Source organism: Ramlibacter sp. PS3R-8 (assembly GCF_037572435.1).
In the GTDB taxonomy this organism is placed as follows: Bacteria; Pseudomonadota; Gammaproteobacteria; order Burkholderiales; family Burkholderiaceae_C; genus Ramlibacter.
The window spans coordinates 417189-436768 of the sequence record NZ_JBBHGT010000001.1; the positions used below are offsets into that span (position 1 = coordinate 417189).

Genomic DNA, 19580 nt, shown 5'->3' on the forward strand with positions numbered 1-19580 from the left:
TGCTAGCGGCAGCGCACGGGCAGCATCCCCACCGGTACGGTGGTGCGGTCCTGCCCCAACGCGATCATCTTGTCCGGCGCGGGCGCCCGGCCGCACAGCCATGCCAGCGGCACGACGCGGGCCTCGTCCACGCCGGCCGGCCGCAGCGTCAGCACCTTGCCTTGCAGCGTCTTGTGCGCGCGGTTGCCGAAGGCGATGTGGATGGCGCCGTTTTCCAGGGTGACCGACTGCACGCGTTCGTTGACGATCTTCTCGGGCGGCGGCAGGCCTGCTGCCGCGTTGTCCGCCGGCAGCGGCGTCGACGCCAGCCAGGCAGCCTGCACCGGCGGCTTGCCGAGCTCACCGAGGGGCAGCGCCTCCGCGACCTGGGCGCGCACGGTCTTGTCGATGAAGCTGGGGAGCGCCGCCAGCATGAGGATCGTGACCACCGACAGGGTGACCAGCAGTTCGATCAGGGTGAAGCCCCGCCGGCGCAGCGGCCTGGCGCGGCCCATGCGGGAATCGCGCAATTGCCTCAGGGCGTGCGCGGAGCCGCGGGCTCCTGCCGGGTGACGACCCGGCGCGCGCCATCGAACCGGCTGGCCCAGTAGCTCACGTCCATGTCCTCGACGCGCACCTGGGCGCCCGGCTTGGGGGCGTGGATGAACTTGTTGTCGCCGATATAGATGCCCACATGGCTGAAGGTGCGCCGCAGGGTGTTGAAGAACACCAGGTCGCCCGGTTGCAGCTCGCGCCGCTCGATGGCCAGGGTGGCGGCCGCCTGCTCGTTCGCGCGGCGGGGCAGCACCAGGCCGACGGTCTGCTCGTAGATCGCCTTCACGAAGCCGCTGCAGTCGAAACCGCCGCCGTCCACGGAGTTGCCGCCGCGCCGATAGGGCACGCCCAGGAATCCCATCGCCGTGACCACCAGTTCGGAGGCCCGGTGGGCCACCTGGCTGGCGCGTTCCGTGACGCGCTCGCCCATCACCTGGCGGGCTTCCTCCAGCCGGTCGACCAGGCGTTTTTCGGCCATGAAGCGTCCGACGTCGTCCTCCGCGGAGGACGGCGATGCTTGTGCGCTGGCAGCGGCCAGCACGAAGATCAAGCTCAGCCATCGGCTCATGAAGCTGGAGAGTAGTCTCCGGTTGAGCCGGGAGTCAAGTGAACAATGCATTCCAAGTTCTTGATTTGTATCGGGAATGCTGCACAAAACCGCGTGGCCCCGTGGTCCGCGCGTTCAGGCAACAATGGTCGCCACCATGCAAGGCCACTCCCGATTCATTCGCCGCAGGCTCTGGGGCTCGCTGGCATCCGTCGCGGTCATTTTCACAGGTTTGGCGGCTCTTGGGGCGCAGGCCCAGCCGTTGCGGGCGCAGACGATCGCCACGGGCCTCGAAAACCCGTGGGCGGTGGCCTTTCTCCCGGAGGGCCGGTTCCTGGTCACGGAGCGGCCCGGCCGCATGCGGGTGGTCGACCCGCAAGGGCGGATGTCTGAGCCTCTGGCGGGGGTGCCGCGAGTCGCTGCAGGCGGGCAGGGCGGCTTGCTGGACGTGGTGCTGGATTCCGGCTTCGCGACCAACCGCACCTTGTATTTCTGCTATTCCGAGCCCGGCGCCGGCGGCAACAGCACGGCGATGGCCCGGGCCCGGCTGGCCGACGACCAGCGTTCGCTGCAGGACGTCCAGGTCATCTTCAGCGCCAAACCCAAGGTGGAGAGCCGGATGCACTTCGGCTGCCGCATCGTGGAGGCCCGCGACGGCACGCTGTTCCTGGCCCTGGGCGAGCGCAATTCGCGGCGCGACGACGCCCAGGGGCTCGACACGCACCACGGCAAGGTCGTGCGGGTGCAAAAGGACGGCGGGGTGCCGAAGGACAACCCCTTCGTCGGACGCGCCGGCGCGCTGCCGGAAACCTGGAGCTACGGTCACCGCAACGCCCAGGCGGCCAGCCTCGGCCCGGATGGCGCGTTGTGGGTGATCGAGCACGGGCCGCAGGGCGGCGACGAGATCAACCTGGCGCAACCGGGCCGCAATTACGGCTGGCCGGTCATCACGCATGGCGAGAACTACGGCGGCGGCAAGATGGGCGAGGGCACGCAGAAGGCGGGCATGGAGCAGCCGCTGCACTACTGGGTGCCTTCGATCGCGCCCTCCGGCATGGCCTTCCTCACGAGCGACCGCTATGGACCGGCGCTGCGCGGCAACCTGTTCGTCGGCTCGCTCAAGTTCGGCTACCTGGACCGCATCGAACTCGGCGGCGGCAAGGTGCTGCGCGAGCACAAGCTGCTGGAAGGGATCGGGCGCGTGCGCGACGTGCGGCAAGGCCCCGATGGCCTGCTGTACCTGCTGACGGATGCGAGCGACGGCAAGCTGGTGCGGGTGCTGCCTTGAACGAAGCCTGACTACGCCTTGATGAGGCCCTTGCGCACCGCGTACCGCGTGAGCGACGCGATGTCGTTCAGGCGCAGGCGCTCCATGATGCGGGCGCGGTGCACGTCCACGGTCTTGGGGCTCAGGCCGAGTTCGAAGGCGATCTCCTTGGCGGACTTGCCCTGCGCGATGAGCGTGAGGATCTCCACCTGGCGTTGCGTCAGTTCATCGTCGACCGTGGGTTCGGAGGGCTGCAGCAGGCGCTGCGCCACGGCGGCGCTGAAATAACTGCCGGTGGCCATCACGCTGCGCAGGGCCTGTTCCAGCTCGAATGGCGGGGCGTCCTTCATCAGGTAGCCGCAGGCGCCGTTGGCGACGGCGCGCTTGACGAAGTCCACCGTGTCGTACATCGAGAGCACCAGCACCTTCACCTGGGGATGCCGGGTGTGGATCTCGGCGATGGCGGTGATGCCGTCCATGCCGGGCATGGAAATGTCGGTCATCACGACGTCCGGCTTCACCGAGTCGAGCAAGGCGAGCAGTTCGGTACCGTTGCGGGCTTCCGCGATCACCTGCACGCCCTCCACCGTGGACAACAGCGCCTTGATGCCCGATCGCACCAGGTCGTGGTCGTCCGCCAGCACCACCTGGATGGGGAAGGGCGGGTTGATGTTCTGGATCATGAAAGCCTTGTGATTCTAGTTGTCATAGCACGGCGCGGATAGCCACGCCCCGCCCCTGCCGCGTGCGAATGTGCAGCGTGCCGCCGGCGAGTTCCGTGCGTTCGATCATGCCGTAGAGACCGATGTTTCTCTCGCTCTGCCGGCCGTTGAGAATGGCCGCCTTGTCGAAGCCGGCGCCGTCGTCGACGATCAGCACGCTGATGCGACCGCGCGGCAGGAAGCGAAGCCGCACGCGCACCTGCGTCGCCCCCGCATGCCGCACGGTGTTGGTCAGGGCCTCCTGCACCAGGCGCACGGCGACGGCAGCATTTTCCTCCAGTGTCTTGGGCTCCTTGCCGCGCGTGGTGAGCTCGATGGCCAGCCCGGCCGGCTCCGCGATGCGCTGCATGGCCGATTGCACCGCGGGGACCAGCCCCAGCAGGTCGAGCTGAGCCGGCCGCAGCGAGAACGACAGCGTCTTCAACTGCTGCAGCGCGCCGCCGGCCAGCTCCGCGGCCGTGGCGCCGTGCTTGCGCGCGACCTCGCGCTCCGGGGCGCGCTCCGCCGCATGGAGGTGGATCACGACCGCCGTCAGCGTCTGCCCGAGCTGGTCGTGCAGCTCCCGTGAAATCATCGAGCGCTCGCGCTCCTGCGCCAGCACGAAGCGCGCCGACAGCTCCTTCAGCCGCGCATAGGCGCCCTGCAGTTCGGCGTCCAGCCGCTCCTTTTCGCGCTGGCGCCGGCGTTCCTCGAGCACCCGCCCGATGATCTGCGGCAGCGTGCCCAGCTTGTCCTTGGTGAGGTAGTCCTTGGCGCCGCAACGCAACACGTGCACGGCGGCTTCCTCGCCGATCGCGCGGGTCAGCACGATCAGCGGCAGGCTGGAGCGGCGCGTGACCAGGATCTGCAAGGCCGCATACGGCGAGAAGCGCGGCAGGTTGAAGTCGCACAGGATCACGTCCCAGTCGCCATCGAGGGCGGCCACGAAGCTGGCGGCGTTGTCGACCCGTTGCAGTTCGTAGCGGCGATGGGGATCCGCGCGTTCCAGCGCGATGCCCATCAGCTCCACGTCGTCGGGGTTGTCCTCAACGCAAAGCAGCCGGACGGGGGAGGAATCACTGACGGCACGGCTGGGCATGGGTATCGGTCGCAGAGTGTATCTTCGTGTCCCGCCGTCGCATGAGGGCAGTTCCCTAATGGGGGGGAATAATGGCGGGCAAAGGAATGCCCATGCTGCTGGAAGCCGAAGAATCGCAACTCGTGCTGGTCGATTACCAGCACAAGCTCATGCCCGCCATCCACGAGGGCGAACGCGTCCTCGCCAACGCGATCCGGCTGGCGCGCGTTGCGCAATTGTTGCAGGTGCCGCTGTGGGCCACCGAGGAAAACCCGTCCGGGCTCGGCGGGACCGTGGAATCGCTGCAGCCCTTCGTGGCGGGCCGGTTGCTGTCCAAGATGGCTTTCGACGGCTCGCAGGTCCTGTTGCCGCGGTTGCGTCCGGCCGCGAAGGCCGGGCCGGCCGGCGGCAATGCCCGCAGCCTGCCCAGGCACCTGCAGAAGGCGGCGCCGGCACCGGCATCGCGTGACACCATCGTGCTGGCGGGATGCGAAGCCCACGTGTGCCTGATGCAGACAGCCCTGGGGCTGATCGAGGAGGAGCTCGATGTCTGGGTGGTCACCGACGCGTGCAGCTCGCGCAGCGAACGCAATCGTGACGCCGCCTTCGACCGGCTCGCGGCAGCGGGCGCGGAACTGGTCACCACCGAGATGGTGGCTTTCGAATGGCTCAAGGATGCGGGACATCCCCGTTTCAGGGACGTGCTGGACATCGTCAAATAGGCCGAGGAGATCATCCGATGGGCTATGCCGAGTTCTACCGCCGCTCCCTGGAAGACCGCGACGCCTTCTGGGCCGAGCAGGCGGGGCTGATCGACTGGCGCGAGGCGCCGCGGCAGGTGTGCGATGCCAGCCGGCCGCCGTTCTACCGCTGGTTCGCGGGCGGCACGACCAACCTGTGCCACAACGCCGTGGACCGCCACCTCGCCGCGCGCGCCGACCAGCCGGCGCTGATCTACGTTTCCACCGAGACCGGGGCAGAGCGGGTCTACAACTTCCGCGAACTGCACCACGAGGTGCAGCGGATGGCCGCGGTGCTGCGCTCGCTGGGCGTCGGGCGGGGCGGCCGGGTCCTGATCTACATGCCGATGATCGCGGAGGCGGTGTTCGCCATGCTCGCCTGCGCCCGGCTGGGCGCCATCCACTCGGTGGTGTTCGGCGGCTTCGCGTCGGTGTCGCTGGCCTCCCGCATCGAGGACTTCACCCCCGGCGTGGTGGTCAGCGCCGACGCCGGATCGCGCGCCGGCAAGGTCATCGCCTACAAGCCGCTGCTGGACGAAGCGATCCGGCTGTCGAAGCACAAGCCGCAGTCGGTCCTGCTGGTCGATCGCGGCCTCGCGCCCATGGACAAGGTGGCCGGGCGTGACCAGGACTGGGCGACCCTGGCGGACCGCCACCGGCATGACCAGGTGGCGTGCGAGTGGCTGGATGCCACGGACACCAGCTACACCATCTACACCAGCGGCACCACGGGCCGGCCCAAGGGCGTGCAGCGCGATGTGGGCGGCTACGCCGTGGCGCTGGCGGCGAGCATGAAGCACATCTTCCTCGGCGAGCCGGGCGAGACCTTTTTCTCCACCAGCGACATCGGCTGGGTGGTGGGCCACAGCTACATCGTCTACGGGCCGCTGATCGCGGGCATGGCGACCATCCTGTACGAGGGCCTGCCGATCCGTCCGGACGCCGGCGTCTGGTGGAGCCTGGTGGAGAAGTACCAGGTGACCGGCATGTTCAGCGCGCCGACGGCGGTGCGCGTGCTGAAGAAGCAGGACCCGGCGTTCCTGAAGAAATACGACCTCGCCAGCCTGAAGGCGCTGTTCCTGGCCGGCGAGCCCCTGGACGAGCCCACCGCCCGCTGGATCAGCGACGGCCTGGGCGTCCCGATCATCGACAACTACTGGCAGACGGAAAGCGGCTGGCCGATCCTGACCATTGCCAACGGAGTCGACCGGCAGGACAGCAAGTTCGGCAGCCCGGGCGTGCCGATGTACGGATTCGACGTACGGCTGGTGCACGAAGGCACAGGCGAGGAACTCACGAAGGCGGGCGAGAAGGGCGTGGTGGTGATCAAGGGTCCGACGCCGCCCGGCTTCATGCAGACCGTGTGGCGGGACGACGAACGCTACGTGCAGACCTACTGGTCGAGCATCCCGAACCAGCAGGTCTACAGCACCTTCGACTGGGGCATTCGCGACGCCGACGGCTACTTCTACATCCTGGGCCGCACGGATGACGTCATCAACGTAGCGGGCCACCGGCTGGGCACGCGCGAGATCGAGGAGAGCATCTCCGGCCACCCGAACATCGCCGAAGTCGCGGTGGTCGGTGTCGCCGACGCCCTGAAAGGGCAGGTCGCCATGGCCTTCGCGGTGGTCAGGGACACCTCGCTGCTGACCGACGCTGCGGCGCGGCTGAAGCTCGAAGGCGAAGTGATGAAGCGGGTGGACGATACGCTCGGTTCGGTGGCGCGCCCGGCCCGGGTGCGCTTCGTCACCCTGCTGCCCAAGACGCGCAGCGGCAAGCTGCTGCGCCGCGCCATCCAGGCCGTCTGCGAGGGCCGCGACCCGGGCGACCTGACCACCATCGAGGACCCGGCGGCTTTGCAGCAGATCCGGGACCTGTTGCAATAGTGCTGTCGGGGTCGCTGCGCGAACCCGACCTACGGCCCCCGGATTCGGTGGCACAATCTCGTTCGCAACCAGGGCCTTCCTCCCACAGTCGCATCCGCTAACCGGTCCAGCCGTGTCGCGGAAGGTTTCTTAAACCAGCTCTAGCTTCCTGCAGGGAAGCGGAAAGTAGCGCACCGATGAGCGACCAAAGCTCCGTCTACACGGCCTACAACGGCAATTCCTATCTCTTCGGCGGCAACGCGCCCTATGTCGAGGAGATGTACGAGAACTACCTCGCCAATCCCGGCAGCGTGCCCGACAACTGGCGCGACTATTTCGACGCGCTCCAGCACGTCGCGGCGGTGGACGGCAGCAACGCCAAGGACGTGCCTCACCTGCCCGTCATCAACGCCTTCGCCCAGCGCGCCAAGGAAGGCGGCACCCGTGTGGTGGTGGCCGCCGGCGCCGACCTCGAGCTGGCCCGCAAGCGCACCGCCGTCCAGCAGCTCATCGCCGCCTACCGCAACGTCGGCTGCCGCTGGGCCGACCTCGACCCGCTCAAGCGCACCGAGCGCGAGAACATCCCGGAGCTCGACCCGGCGTTCTACGGCTTCAGCGCCGCCGACCAGGAAGCGGTGTTCAACACCAGCAACACCTTCTTCGGCAAGGACAGCATGTCCCTGCGGGAGCTGCTCAACGCGCTGCGCGAGACCTACTGCGGCACGATCGGCGCGGAGTACATGTACATCAGCGACCAGGGCCACAAGCGCTGGTGGCAGCAGAAGCTGGAGTCGATCCGCAGCAAGCCGCAGTTCAACACCGAGAAGAAGCGCCACATCCTCGACCGGCTGACGGCCTCCGAGGGCCTGGAGCGGTTCCTGCACACCAAGTACGTCGGCCAGAAGCGCTTCTCGCTGGAAGGCGGCGAGAGCTTCATCGCCTCGATGGACGAACTGATCCAGCAGGCCGGCGCCAAGGGCGTGCAGGAGATCGTGATCGGCATGGCGCACCGCGGCCGCCTGAACGTGCTGGTCAACACCCTGGGCAAGATGCCCAAGGACCTGTTCGCCGAATTCGACCACACGGCGCAGGAAGACCTGCCCGCCGGCGACGTGAAGTACCACCAGGGCTTCAGCTCCGACGTCAGCACGCCCGGCGGCCCGGTGCACCTGTCGCTGGCCTTCAATCCCTCGCACCTGGAGATCGTCAATCCGGTGGTCGAGGGTTCCGTGCGCGCGCGGATGGACCGCCGCGCCGATGCGCGCGGCTCGCAGGTGCTGCCGGTGCTGGTGCACGGCGACGCCGCCATCGCCGGCCAGGGCGTGGTGCAGGAGACGCTGGCGCTGGCCGAAACGCGTGGCTACTACACCGGCGGCACGGTGCACATCGTCATCAACAACCAGATCGGCTTCACCACATCGGACCCGCGCGATGCCCGCTCCACGCTGTACTGCACCGACATCGTCAAGATGATCGAGGCGCCGGTGCTGCACGTGAACGGGGACGACCCGGAGGCCGTGGTGCTGGCGACGCAGCTGGCGCTCGAATACCGGATGGAGTTCAACAAGGACGTCGTCATCGACATCGTCTGCTTCCGCAAGCTGGGCCACAACGAGCAGGACACGCCGTCCCTGACCCAGCCGCTGATGTACAAGAAGATCGCCGCCCACCCGGGCACGCGCCGCCTGTACGCCGACAAGCTGTCCGCGCAGGGCATGGGCGACACGCTGGGCGACGACATGGCCAAGGCCTACCGCGCCGCCATGGACCAGGGCAAGCACACGGTGGATCCGGTGCTGTCCAACTTCAAGAGCAAGTACGCCGTCGACTGGGCGCCCTTCCTGGGACGCAAGTGGACCGATGCCGCCGACACCGCCATTCCGCTGGCCGAGTGGAAGCGCCTGGCCGAGCGCATCACCACGGTGCCGGAGAACTTCACCGTGCATCCGCTGGTGAAGAAGGTGCTGGAAGACCGCGCCGCCATGGGCCGGGGCGACGTCAACGTCGACTGGGGCATGGGCGAGCACATGGCCTATGCCTCGCTCGTCGCGTCGGGCTATCCGGTGCGCCTGTCCGGCGAGGACGTGGGACGGGGCACGTTCGTGCACCGCCACGCCGTGCTGCACGACCAGAACCGCGAGAAGTGGGACGTGGGCACCTATATCCCCCTGGAGCACGTGGCCGAGAACCAGGCGCCCTTCGTCTGCATCGACTCGATCCTGTCGGAAGAGGCGGTGCTCGGCTTCGAGTACGGCTACGCCTCCAACGACCCGCACACGCTGGTGATCTGGGAAGCGCAGTTCGGCGACTTCGCCAATGGAGCGCAGGTCGTCATCGACCAGTTCATCGCCTCCGGCGAAGTGAAGTGGGGCCGCGTCAACGGCATCACGCTGATGCTGCCGCACGGCTATGAAGGGCAGGGGCCGGAGCACAGCTCGGCGCGCCTGGAGCGCTTCATGCAGCTGTCGGCCGACACCAACATGCAGGTCTGCCAGCCGACCACGGCCAGCCAGATCTTCCACCTGCTGCGCCGCCAGATGATCCGCAGCCTGCGCAAGCCCCTGATCATCATGACGCCCAAGTCGCTGCTGCGGAACAAGGACGCGACCTCGCCGCTGTCCGAGTTCACCAAGGGCGCCTTCCAGACGGTCATCCCGGACCAGAAGGAGCTCAAGGGCGACAAGGTCAGGCGCGTCGTGGTGTGCTCGGGCAAGGTCTACTACGACCTGGCCAAGAAGCGCGAGGAGAAGGACAGCGACGACGTGGCGATCATCCGCGTCGAGCAGCTCTATCCCTTCCCGCACAAGGCTTTCGCAGCGGAGCTGAAGAAGTACCCGAACGCCACCGACCTGGTGTGGTGCCAGGACGAGCCCCAGAACCAGGGGGCGTGGTTCTTCATCCAGCACAACATCCACGAGAACATGAACGAAGGGCAGAAGCTGGGGTATGCGGGCCGCGCCGCCTCCGCGTCCCCCGCCGTCGGTTACTCGCATCTGCATGCCGAGCAGCAGAAGGCGCTGGTCGATGCGGCGTTTGCGAAGCTGAAGGGCTTCATTCTTTCCAAATAGCGATATTTCCGACGCGTTGCGCGGAAATATCTGCGCGCGGTCGACACGGACCTGAACGGCCGGTCACCGCGCGCGCGTGAAATCAAGGAACAACAAATGGCAATCGTCGAAGTCAAGGTCCCGCAGCTGTCCGAATCGGTTGCCGAAGCGACCATGCTGCAGTGGAAGAAGAAGGCCGGTGAGGCCGTGGCGCAGGACGAGATCCTGATCGAGATCGAGACCGACAAGGTGGTGCTCGAGGTGCCGGCGCCCAGCGCGGGCGTGCTGGCGGAGATCGTGGTGGCCGACGGCGGCACCGTGGTCGCCGAACAATTGATTGCCCGGATCGACACCGAAGGCAAGGCCGCCGCCGGCGCGCCTGCCGCCGCCAAGCCGGCGCCAGCGGCACCCGCCGCAGCGACGGCCGCGCCCGCGGCGGCCACCGGTGGCTCCAAGTCGGATTTCGCGATGCCGGCCGCGCAGAAGATGATGGCCGACAACAGCCTGGCGGCCGGGTCGGTGGCCGGCACGGGCCGCGATGGCCGCGTCACCAAGGGCGACGTGATCGGCGCGCTGGCCGGTGGCGCCAAGCCGGCCGTGGCTGCACCGGTTCCCGCAGCGGCCGCCGCGAAGCCGGCGCTGCAGCAGGTGGCCTCGCCGACGGCGCAGCCGGACCTCGGCGATCGCCCCGAGCAGCGCGTGCCGATGTCGCGCCTGCGCGCCCGCATCGCCGAGCGCCTGCTGCAGTCGCAGTCCACCAACGCCATCCTGACCACCTTCAACGAGGTCAACATGGCGCCGGTGATGGAGATGCGCAAGCGCTTCCAGGAAAAGTTCGAGAAGGAACACGGCGTCAAGATCGGCTTCATGTCCTTCTTCGTGAAGGCGGCCGTGCACGCGCTCAAGAAGTACCCGGTGATCAACGCGTCGGTGGACGGCAACGACATCGTCTACCACGGTTACTTCGACATCGGCATCGCGGTGGGGTCGCCGCGCGGCCTGGTGGTGCCGATCCTGCGCAATGCCGACCAGATGTCCTTTGCCGACATCGAGAAGAAGATCGCGGAGTACGGCGCCAAGGCGCGCGACGGCAAGCTGGGCATCGAGGAGATGACCGGGGGCACCTTCTCCATCTCCAACGGCGGCGTGTTCGGCTCGATGCTGTCCACGCCCATCATCAACCCGCCGCAATCGGCCATCCTGGGCGTGCACGCCACCAAGGACCGCGCGGTGGTGGAGAACGGGCAGGTCGTCGTCCGCCCGATGAACTACCTGGCCATGTCCTATGACCACCGCATCATCGACGGCCGCGAAGCCGTGCTGGGGTTGGTGGCGATGAAGGAAGCGCTGGAAGACCCGGCCCGCCTCCTCTTCGACATCTGAGGAGACGAAGATGTCCAAACAGTTTGACGTGGTCGTCATCGGCGGCGGCCCCGGCGGCTACATCGCCGCCATCCGCGCGGCCCAGCTGGGCTTCAACACCGCCTGCATCGACGAGTGGAAGAACGAAAAGGGCGGCCCCGCCCCGGGCGGCACCTGCACCAACGTCGGCTGCATCCCGTCCAAGGCGCTGCTGCAGTCGTCCGAACACTTCGAGCACGCCGGCAAGCACTTCGCCGAGCACGGCATCAACGTGTCCGGCCTCGGCCTCGACCTGGCGAAGATGCTGGGCCGCAAGAACGCCGTCGTGAAGCAGAACAACGACGGCATCCTGTACCTGTTCAAGAAGAACAAGATCGCGTTCTTCCATGGCCGCGGCGCCTTCGCCAAGGCGGGAGCGCAAGGCTACGAGATCCAGGTCGGTGAAGAAACCGTCGTCGGCAAGCATGTGATCCTGGCGACGGGATCGAACGCCCGCGCGCTGCCCGGCGTTCCCTTCGACGAGGACAAGGTGCTGTCGAACGACGGCGCGTTGCGCATTCCCGCGGTGCCGAAGAAGCTGGTGCTGATCGGCTCCGGCGTGATCGGCCTGGAAATGGGCTCGGTGTGGCGCCGACTCGGCGCCGAGGTGACGGTGCTGGAAGCGCTGCCGACCTTCCTGGGCGCGGTGGACGAACAGATCGCCAAGGAAGCGAAGAAGGCGTTCGACAAGCAGGGCCTGAAGATCGAGCTGGGCGTCAAGGTGGGCGAAGTCAAGACTTCCTCGACCGGCGTGTCCGTCGCCTACACGTCGGCCAAGGGCGAAGCGCAGACCCTGCAGGCGGACAGGCTGATCGTGTCGATCGGGCGGGTGCCCAACACCATCGGCCTGAACGCCGAAGCCGTCGGCCTGAAGCTGGACGAGCGAGGCGCCATCGCGGTGGACGACCAGTGCCGCACCAACCTGCCCAACGTCTGGGCGGTGGGCGACGTCGTGCGCGGGCCGATGCTGGCGCACAAGGCGGAGGAAGAAGGTGTCGCCGTGGCCGAGCGGATCGCGGGCCAGCATGGGCACGTGAACTTCAACACCATCCCCTGGGTGATCTACACCAGCCCGGAGATCGCCTGGGTCGGCCGCACCGAGCAGCAGCTCAAGGCGGACGGCGTGCAGTACAAGGCGGGCACCTTCCCCTTCCTGGCGAACGGCCGGGCGCGTGCGCTCGGCGACACGACCGGCATGGTCAAGTTCCTGGCGGATGCGAAGACCGACGAGATCCTGGGCGTGCACATCGTGGGCCCGATGGCCAGCGAACTGATCTCCGAAGCCGTGGTGGCGATGGAGTTCAAGGCCTCCGCCGAAGACATCGCCCGCATCTGCCATGCGCATCCTTCGCTGTCCGAAGCGACGAAGGAAGCGGCTTTGGCAGTCGATAAACGGACTCTCAACTTCTGAAAACCAGACAGCCGGACGCAGAAGACGCAGAAGTGACGCAGAAGACGCAAAAGAAAACCAAAGAAAGGTTTTGGATGTCCTTCTGCGTTTTCTGCGCAACTTCTGCGCCTTCTGCGTCCGGTTGTTGGGAGTTCGGATGAGCGTCCGTTCCGTCTACGACGCTGAACTGAAAGCTCGTGGCTACCAGAGCGACCCCGCCCAACTGCGCGCGGTCGAGGCGCTCGACCGCTGCTGCAGCGAATGGACGGCGTACAAGGAGCAGCGCTCCAACGCATTCAAGAAGCTGATCAACCGCCCCGACATCCCGCGCGGGGTCTACATGTTCGGCGGGGTGGGGCGCGGCAAGAGCTTCCTGATGGACTGCTTCTTCCAGGCGGTGCCGGTGGTGCGCAAGACCCGCCTGCACTTCCACGAGTTCATGCGCGAGGTGCACCGCGAACTCGCCGAGCTCCAGGGCACCGTGAACCCGCTCGACGAACTCGGCGCACGGATGGCGAAACGCTATCGCCTGATCTGCTTCGACGAATTCCATGTCGCCGACATCACCGACGCGATGATCCTGCACCGGCTGCTCGACGCGCTGTTCGACAATGGCGTCGGCTTCGTCACCACCTCCAACTTCCGCCCCGACGACCTGTATCCCAATGGCCTGCACCGCGACCGCATCCTGCCCGCCATCGCGCTGCTGAACGACAAGCTGGAAGTGATCAACGTGGACAACGGCACCGATTACCGGCGCCGCACGATGGAGCAGGTCAAGCTGTACCACACGCCGCTGGGCCCGAAGGCGGATGCGGAAATGAACGAGGCGTTCTCGCGGCTGGCCGAGTCCCACGACGAGGACCGCGTGCTGCACATCGAGCACCGCGAGATCCTCGCGCGCCGCAAGGCGGGTGGCGCGGTGTGGTTCGACTTCAGGACGCTCTGCGGCGGGCCCCGCTCGCAGAACGACTACCTCGAAATCGCCACGCAGTTCCACACGGTGCTGCTCAGCGACGTGCCGCGCATGTCGGCGCGGCTGGCATCGGAGGCGCGCAGGTTTACCTGGCTGGTGGACGTCCTTTACGATCGGCGGGTCAAATTGATCCTGTCGGCCGAGGTGCCCCCGGAGGCGTTGTATACCGAAGGCCCGCTGGCCCACGAGTTCCCGCGCACCGTGTCCCGCCTCAACGAAATGCAGTCCGCCGAATTCCTGGCCCTGGAACACCGAACCGTCGACACCCGCCTGACATGAAGTTCCTGCCCTGCCTCGCCGCCGCCATGGTCATGGTCGCCGCGGGTGGCGCGTGCGCGCAGGAACAGGAGTTCGGCGTGCAGCGCGAGCGCATCAAGGCAGAGCGTGCCGCGGTGGAGTCGCGCTTTTCCGAGGAGCAGAAGGCTTGCCGGGCGAAGTTCGCCGTGACCGACTGCATGCGTCGCGTCACGGGCGAGCGCAATTCCAGGCTGGCGGAGCTGCGCCGGCAGGAAAACGCGGTGAACGACATGGAGCGGCGGCGGCGCGAGGAGCAGCGCCAGCGCGACCTCGCGGAGCGCCAGGCGCAGAAGGAGCGGGACGACGAGAAGCGGCGCGAGCGCGCGGCCGGCGAGCAAAAGGAGCGCGAGGAGCGCGCCGCCGCGCTGGAAAAAAAGCGCGCTGCCGAAGCGGCGCGCGCATCGCAGCCGCAGGCCGAGCGGGCGCCCAAGGGCCCGTCGGGGCCGCAGGGCTCGCCTCGCAAGCAGGTGCTGCCGGACCCATCGGGGCCCACGCCCGAAGAGGCCGCGAAGAATCGGCAGGATTACGAGCAGCGGCTGCGCGAAGCCGAGGCGCACAAGGCCGTGGTGCGCGCGCGCAACGCCAAGCGCTCCAGGCCGGCGGCTTCGGCCCTGCCGGTGCCGGAGCTGCCGGCCTCAGGTTCCTAGGGGTTCGAACTTGACGATCACGAGCGACAGGTTGTCGCCGCCGCCGTGCGCGCGCGCGCGCGCCTTCTCGATCAGGAATTCGGTCGCCTCGCGCGGCGAGAGCGAGGACAGCACCGAGCCCAGTTCTTCCGGGCTGAAGTAGTGCCACACGCCGTCGCTGCACGACAGGAGCGTGTCGCCGGGGCGCAGCATCTCGATGAAGTGCAGGTCCGCCGGCGGATCGTCCTCCGCGCCGAGGCAGCCCATGAGGATGTTGGACTGCGGGTGCACGTTGGCTTCGTCTTCGGTGAGCTCGCCGCGTTCCACCAGCGTCTGCACGTACGAATGGTCCATCGTGCGCTTGACCAGCCGGTTGCTGTGGAAGTGGTAGATGCGCGAGTCGCCGGCGTGCACCCAGTGGCATTCGCCGTTGGGATTGATCAGGAAGGCGGCGATGGTGCTGTGCGGCTCCTGCTCGGAGGAGATCGCGGTGAGCTTGATGACCAGGTGCGACTCCTGCACCATCTGCTTGAGCAGCGAGGGCGCGTCGTCGTGGTCCGGGGAATAGCGGTCGAACAGCTGCTTGCAGGTCATCATCACCTGGTCGGATGCCTTGCGTCCGCCGCTGCGCCCGCCCATGCCGTCGGCCACCACGCCGAGGACGCAGCCGTTGATGCGCGGGTGCGCCAGCAGCGCTATCTGGTCCTGCTGGTATTCCCGGTCACCCTTGTGGATGCCGGTGGAGGCGGTGAGGCGGTAGCCTTTGCTGGACGTGGAATCCGTGGTGGCGGCACTGGGCATGCGCTCGATCATTTCGTTCGAAAGACGTATTATCGAATGATCCCGCAAGCGGCGCCCCGGTTTTTGATTTTGGACTCGAACCTGCATTCCCCAGAACGGCGCCTCATCGAGCTGCGCATGGAGCATGCCGACCTGAACGCGCTGATCGACCGCACGGCGCAGCAGCAACCCGTGGACGAACTGATGATGCGCCGCCTGAAGAAGCGCCGGCTGGCGATGCGCGACCAGATCGCCAGGCTCGAACTCGCCCTCGACCCCAAAGAACCCGCGTGATGACGGAATCGGCAGTTGCGTCGCCCGGCCGCCACGAGGACGCCGGCGCGGCGCCCGGCTGGACGGCTGCCGACGCGCAGCGCCTGGAGGATCTCACGCGCGAGGCCTTCGTGCCGGGCGGGGTGCTGTCGCGCGCGGCCGAGGCTTTCCGTCCGCGCGGCGGCCAGACCGAGATGGCGATGGCCGTGGCCCGCACCATCGCCGATGGTGGCGCGCTGGTGGTGGAGGCCGGCACCGGCGTCGGCAAGACCTTCTCGTACCTCGTGCCCGCCCTCCTGAGCGGCGAGCGCGTGCTGCTGTCCACCGCCACCAAGACGCTGCAGGACCAGCTGTTCGCCCGCGACCTGCCGCGCCTGGCCGAGGCGCTGGGGCTGCCCGTGCGCATGGCCTTGCTGAAGGGGCGCGCCAGCTACCTGTGCCTGCACCGCCTGGAACTCGCGCGCCAGGACGCGACCTTGCCGGACCGCACCGCCGTGCGCACGCTGGCCAAGGTGGAGGAATGGGCGCAGGCCACCCGCAGCGGCGACCTGGCCGAGATGCCGGGGCTGGACGAACGCTCCGCCGTGATTCCGCTGGTGACGTCCACGCGCGAGAACTGCCTGGGCTCGCAGTGCCCGAAGTTCCGCAACTGCCACGTCAACGCGGCGCGGCGCGAGGCGCTGGCCGCGGACGTCGTCGTCATCAACCACCACCTGTTCTTCGCCGACCTGGCGGTGCGCGAGTCCGGCATGGCCGAATTGCTGCCCTCCGTGCGGGTGGTGGTGTTCGACGAGGCGCACCAGTTGAACGAGACGGGCGTGCAGTTCCTCGGCCAGCAGGTGGGCACCGGGCAGGTGCTGGACTTCACGCGCGACATGCTGGGCGCCGGCCTGCAATTCGCGCGCGGGCTGGTGGACTGGCAGGCGCTCGCGGCCGGGACCGAACGGGCCGCGCGCGACCTGCGCCTGGCCATCGGGCGCACGCCCCCGGCAAGCCGCGTGCGCTGGACGGGGCCGGCGCCCGAAGGCGTGCACGCAGCGAGCTGGCTCGATGCGCTTGCGACCTTGTCGACCGCATTGCAGCACGCCGCCGAGGGCCTGGCCACGGTGAGCGAGATCGCGCCCGACTTCGTTCGCCTGCACGAGCGCGCGATGGGCCTGGCGCAGCGGGTGCAGGCCTTCGAGCACGAGGCCGAGCCGGGCTCGGTGCGCTGGCTGGACGCCGGCACGCACCTGCGGCTGGTCGAGTCGCCGCTGGACATCGCGAAGGCCGTGCAGCACAAGCTGCTCAAGGCGGGCAGCGACGACGCGTCCGCGGCCCAGCGCGCCTGGATCTTCACTTCGGCGACGCTGGGGGACGATGCGCGGCTGTCCTGGTTCACCGAGCCGTGCGGCCTGGCGGAGGCCGAGGTGCTGCGCGTGGCCAGCCCGTTCGACTATCCATCGCAGGCGGGCTTGTACGTGCCGCGCCAGATCCCGCGGCCCAACGATCCTGGGCACAGCCAGGCCGTCGGCGCGCTCGCGGCGGGCGCCGCGCAGCGGATCGGGGGGCGCACGATGGTGTTGACCACGACGCTGCGGGCGTTGCGCGCCATCGGCGAACAACTGCAGGCGCGCTTCGACGGCTCGCGCGAGATCGAGGTGCTGGTGCAGGGCCAGTGGCCCAAGCGGCGCCTGATCGAGCGTTTCCGCGAGGGCGAGGGCGAGGGGCGGCCCGGTTGCATCCTGGTCGCATCGGCGTCGTTCTGGGAAGGCGTGGACGTGCCGGGAGAGGCCCTGCAGCTGGTGATCATCGACAAGCTGCCGTTCCCCCCGCCGGGTGACCCGCTGGTGGAGGCGCGCGGGCTGCGCCTCGAATCGCAGGGCCGCAGCCCGTTCAACGATTACTTCGTGCCCGAGGCGGCCGTGGCGCTGAAGCAGGGCGCCGGCCGCCTGATCCGGCGCGAGACGGACCAGGGCTTGCTGGTGGTCTGCGACACGCGGCTGGTGCAGATGGGATACGGCAAGCGGCTGGTGAATGCCTTGCCGCCGATGCGCCGCCTGAACGACGAGGCGGATTTCGAGGACGCGCTGGCGATGCTCGCCGCCCACCCGTAGGCCGGGTTGCGGCGACAGCCGCACCCCGACGCCTTCAGCTCACCAGAACTTCCACCAGGGCTGGCTCGACTTGAACCCCTTGCTGAGGTACTCGCTGCCCGGGTAGTTCTTCTCCATCACCCGGCGCGCGTCGTCGCGCAACTGCGGCATCCCCAGCGCATCGTACGAACGCACGATGATGTACAGCGCCTCTTCCAGCGCCGGCACGTCGCGGTAATCCGTCAGCGCGGACTGGGCGCGGTTGATCGCCGCCACGTAGGCGCCACGGGTGAAGTAATAGCGCGCGACGTGCACCTCGTATTGCGCCAGCGAATTGACGATGTACGTCATGCGGGCGCGCGCGTCCGGCGCGTAGCGCGAATCCGGAAAGCGGGTGGTCAGCTCGCGGAAGGCCTCGAACGATTCCTTGGCCGCCTTCTGGTCCCGCTCGGACAGGTCCTGCCGCGTCAGGCTGGAGAAGATGCCCAGGTTGTCGTTGAAGTTGACCAGGCCCTTGAGGTACAGCGCATAGTCCATCGCCGGGCTTGCCGGGTGCAGCTTCATGAAGCGGTCCAGCGTGGCCATGGCCTGCGCCTGGTCGTTCGCCTTGTACTGCGCGTAGGCGCGCTCCAGCTGCGCCTGCTGCGCCAGCGGCGTGCCGGCCGCGCGGCCTTCCAGCTTCTCGTACAGGGGGATCGCCTTGTCGTAGGCGCCCGAGTTCAATTCGTCCTTGGCCTCCGCGTAGATGCGGTTCGGGCTCCAGGAGGCCGTCTTGTCCTCTTCCTTCAGGGCGGAACAACCCGCCAGCACGGATGCGGCGAGCAGGGCGGGGACCACCGATAATTTGCCTCGAAACTCCACGCGCTACTCTCCAGTCAGGAACAAACCATTATATCGACCGACCTCCTGCCAGCCGCCGACGAACTCGTCGACGAGACCGCTGCCGATGCCGAGATGCGCGCGCTCGCCATCGAGCGCGCGCAGCATGGCGAGCGGCTCGACCGCGCGCTGGCCCTGCTGCTGCCGGAGTTCTCGCGCAGCTACCTGCAGCAGTTGATCGAGGCCGGCGCGCTGCGCCTGCAGGGCGCGGTGGTGACCAAGCCCTCGCAGCGCGTGCGCGCCGGCGACCGGCTGGAAATCGAGCTGCGCCCCACGCCGCAAAGCCAGGCCTTCCAGCCGGAGGACCTGCCGATCCCGGTGGTCTTCGAGGACGAACACCTGCTGGTGGTCGACAAGCCGGCGGGCCTGGTGGTGCACCCGGCGCCGGGCAACTGGAGCGGCACGCTGCTCAATGCGCTGCTGGCCCGCCATGCCGGCGCCCGCAACCTGCCACGCGCCGGCATCGTGCACCGCCTGGACAAGGACACCAGCGGCCTGATGGTGGTCGCGCGCACGCGCGCCGCGATGGACCGGCTGGTCGAGATGATCGCCGCGCGCGAGGTCGCGCGGCAGTACCTGGCGCTTGCGCATCGGCCGTGGCAGGGCGCGGACCAGCGCCGCGTGGAAGCCCCGATCGGACGCGACCCGCGCAACCGCCTGCGCATGGCCGTGGTCGACCTGCAGCGGCACCCCGGCAAGACGGCGGCCACCGGGGTGCGCCTGTGGCAGCAGGCCGAAGCCGGATGCGCGGTGGTCTGCACGCTGGAGACCGGGCGCACCCACCAGATCCGCGTGCACATGGCGCACATCGGCCATCCCCTCGTGGGCGACGTCCTGTACGGCGGGGCCGTGTCCGCGGCCGTGCCGCGCCAGGCGCTGCACGCATTCCGGCTGGCTTTCGCGCATCCCGTCACGGGCGCGGCGCACAGCTTCCACGCGCCGCTGCCGCCGGACCTGCAGCCCGGCTGGGCCGCGTGGGGGCTGCGTTACAATGAACCCGAATGGCTCACCGGCCAGCCTGCGGTGGTCGCCCACGATGGCGCGTCCCGCCGCGGACCCGCTCGAGCGCCCGCGCCGCGGCGATGACCACCAGAACAGCCC

Annotated in this window: 17 protein-coding genes; 11 read left to right on the forward strand and 6 right to left on the reverse strand. The window is 68.2% G+C overall.

Going from position 1 to position 19580, the window contains the following annotated elements:
• Positions 1 to 2 precede the first annotated feature (2 nt).
• Together WG902_RS01955 and WG902_RS01960 are read right to left on the reverse strand one after the other, a co-directional pair.
• On the reverse strand, positions 3 to 509 hold the full coding sequence (locus tag WG902_RS01955; RefSeq protein ID WP_340058211.1) for a pilin: 507 nt from the start codon (positions 507 to 509) through the stop codon (positions 3 to 5).
• A gap of 5 nt (positions 510 to 514) precedes the next feature.
• On the reverse strand, positions 515 to 1102 hold the full coding sequence (locus WG902_RS01960; RefSeq protein ID WP_340058212.1) for a C40 family peptidase: 588 nt from the start codon (positions 1100 to 1102) through the stop codon (positions 515 to 517).
• A gap of 136 nt (positions 1103 to 1238) precedes the next feature.
• Between WG902_RS01960 and WG902_RS01965 the strand changes: the two genes are divergently transcribed.
• Positions 1239 to 2369, forward strand: coding sequence for a PQQ-dependent sugar dehydrogenase (locus WG902_RS01965; RefSeq protein ID WP_340058213.1), 1131 nt, complete (start codon positions 1239 to 1241; stop codon positions 2367 to 2369).
• Positions 2370 to 2380: 11 nt separating this feature from the next.
• On the opposite strand, the gene WG902_RS01970 is transcribed toward WG902_RS01965, so the two are convergent.
• A complete protein-coding gene (locus WG902_RS01970) occupies positions 2381 to 3031 on the reverse strand; it encodes a response regulator transcription factor (RefSeq protein WP_340058214.1) in 651 nt (216 codons plus the stop codon).
• Between the two features lie 22 nt (positions 3032 to 3053).
• Positions 3054 to 4148 (reverse strand): ATP-binding response regulator, encoded by a 1095-nt coding sequence (locus WG902_RS01975; protein WP_340058215.1) that lies wholly within the window; start codon positions 4146 to 4148, stop codon positions 3054 to 3056.
• A 92-nt stretch (positions 4149 to 4240) separates the two neighbouring features.
• Between WG902_RS01975 and WG902_RS01980 the strand changes: the two genes are divergently transcribed.
• From WG902_RS01980 to WG902_RS02010, 7 genes are all read left to right on the forward strand, one after another.
• Positions 4241 to 4849, forward strand: a complete 609-nt coding sequence (locus WG902_RS01980) for an isochorismatase family protein (RefSeq protein WP_340058216.1) — start codon at positions 4241 to 4243, stop codon at positions 4847 to 4849.
• 17 nt (positions 4850 to 4866) lie between these two features.
• Positions 4867 to 6756, forward strand: a complete 1890-nt coding sequence (locus WG902_RS01985) for a propionate--CoA ligase (RefSeq protein WP_340058217.1) — start codon at positions 4867 to 4869, stop codon at positions 6754 to 6756.
• Positions 6757 to 6932: 176 nt separating this feature from the next.
• Positions 6933 to 9803 (forward strand): 2-oxoglutarate dehydrogenase E1 component, encoded by a 2871-nt coding sequence (locus WG902_RS01990; protein ID WP_340058218.1) that lies wholly within the window; start codon positions 6933 to 6935, stop codon positions 9801 to 9803.
• Between the two features lie 96 nt (positions 9804 to 9899).
• Complete coding sequence (gene odhB / locus WG902_RS01995; protein ID WP_340058219.1) at positions 9900 to 11165, forward strand: 2-oxoglutarate dehydrogenase complex dihydrolipoyllysine-residue succinyltransferase; 1266 nt, start codon at positions 9900 to 9902, stop codon at positions 11163 to 11165.
• Positions 11166 to 11175: 10 nt separating this feature from the next.
• Positions 11176 to 12594, forward strand: a complete 1419-nt coding sequence (lpdA, locus tag WG902_RS02000; RefSeq protein ID WP_340058220.1) for a dihydrolipoyl dehydrogenase — start codon at positions 11176 to 11178, stop codon at positions 12592 to 12594.
• 136 nt (positions 12595 to 12730) lie between these two features.
• The gene (gene zapE / locus WG902_RS02005) at positions 12731 to 13828 is read left to right on the forward strand and encodes a cell division protein ZapE (RefSeq protein WP_340058221.1); all 1098 of its coding nucleotides are present in this window, start codon (positions 12731 to 12733) and stop codon (positions 13826 to 13828) included.
• A complete protein-coding gene (locus WG902_RS02010; protein ID WP_340058222.1) occupies positions 13825 to 14493 on the forward strand; it encodes a hypothetical protein in 669 nt (222 codons plus the stop codon). The genes zapE and WG902_RS02010 overlap by 4 nt, the downstream gene beginning before the upstream one ends.
• On the opposite strand, the gene WG902_RS02015 is transcribed toward WG902_RS02010, so the two are convergent.
• Positions 14482 to 15273 (reverse strand): PP2C family protein-serine/threonine phosphatase, encoded by a 792-nt coding sequence (locus WG902_RS02015; protein WP_340058223.1) that lies wholly within the window; start codon positions 15271 to 15273, stop codon positions 14482 to 14484. The genes WG902_RS02010 and WG902_RS02015 overlap by 12 nt on opposite strands.
• Positions 15274 to 15342: 69 nt before the next feature.
• Between WG902_RS02015 and WG902_RS02020 the strand changes: the two genes are divergently transcribed.
• Positions 15343 to 15546 (forward strand): YdcH family protein, encoded by a 204-nt coding sequence (locus tag WG902_RS02020; protein WP_340059417.1) that lies wholly within the window; start codon positions 15343 to 15345, stop codon positions 15544 to 15546.
• Positions 15546 to 17621: an ATP-dependent DNA helicase gene (locus WG902_RS02025; RefSeq protein ID WP_340058224.1), complete on the forward strand. Its 2076-nt coding sequence runs from the start codon at positions 15546 to 15548 to the stop codon at positions 17619 to 17621. The genes WG902_RS02020 and WG902_RS02025 overlap by 1 nt, the downstream gene beginning before the upstream one ends.
• A 39-nt stretch (positions 17622 to 17660) precedes the next feature.
• Here WG902_RS02025 and WG902_RS02030 read toward each other — a convergent pair whose 3' ends face one another.
• Complete coding sequence (locus tag WG902_RS02030; RefSeq protein ID WP_340058225.1) at positions 17661 to 18461, reverse strand: outer membrane protein assembly factor BamD; 801 nt, start codon at positions 18459 to 18461, stop codon at positions 17661 to 17663.
• A 93-nt stretch (positions 18462 to 18554) separates the two neighbouring features.
• On the opposite strand from WG902_RS02030, the gene WG902_RS02035 reads away from it, so the two are divergent.
• Positions 18555 to 19565, forward strand: coding sequence for an RluA family pseudouridine synthase (locus WG902_RS02035; RefSeq protein ID WP_340058226.1), 1011 nt, complete (start codon positions 18555 to 18557; stop codon positions 19563 to 19565).
• Positions 19566 to 19580: the final 15 nt, after the last annotated feature.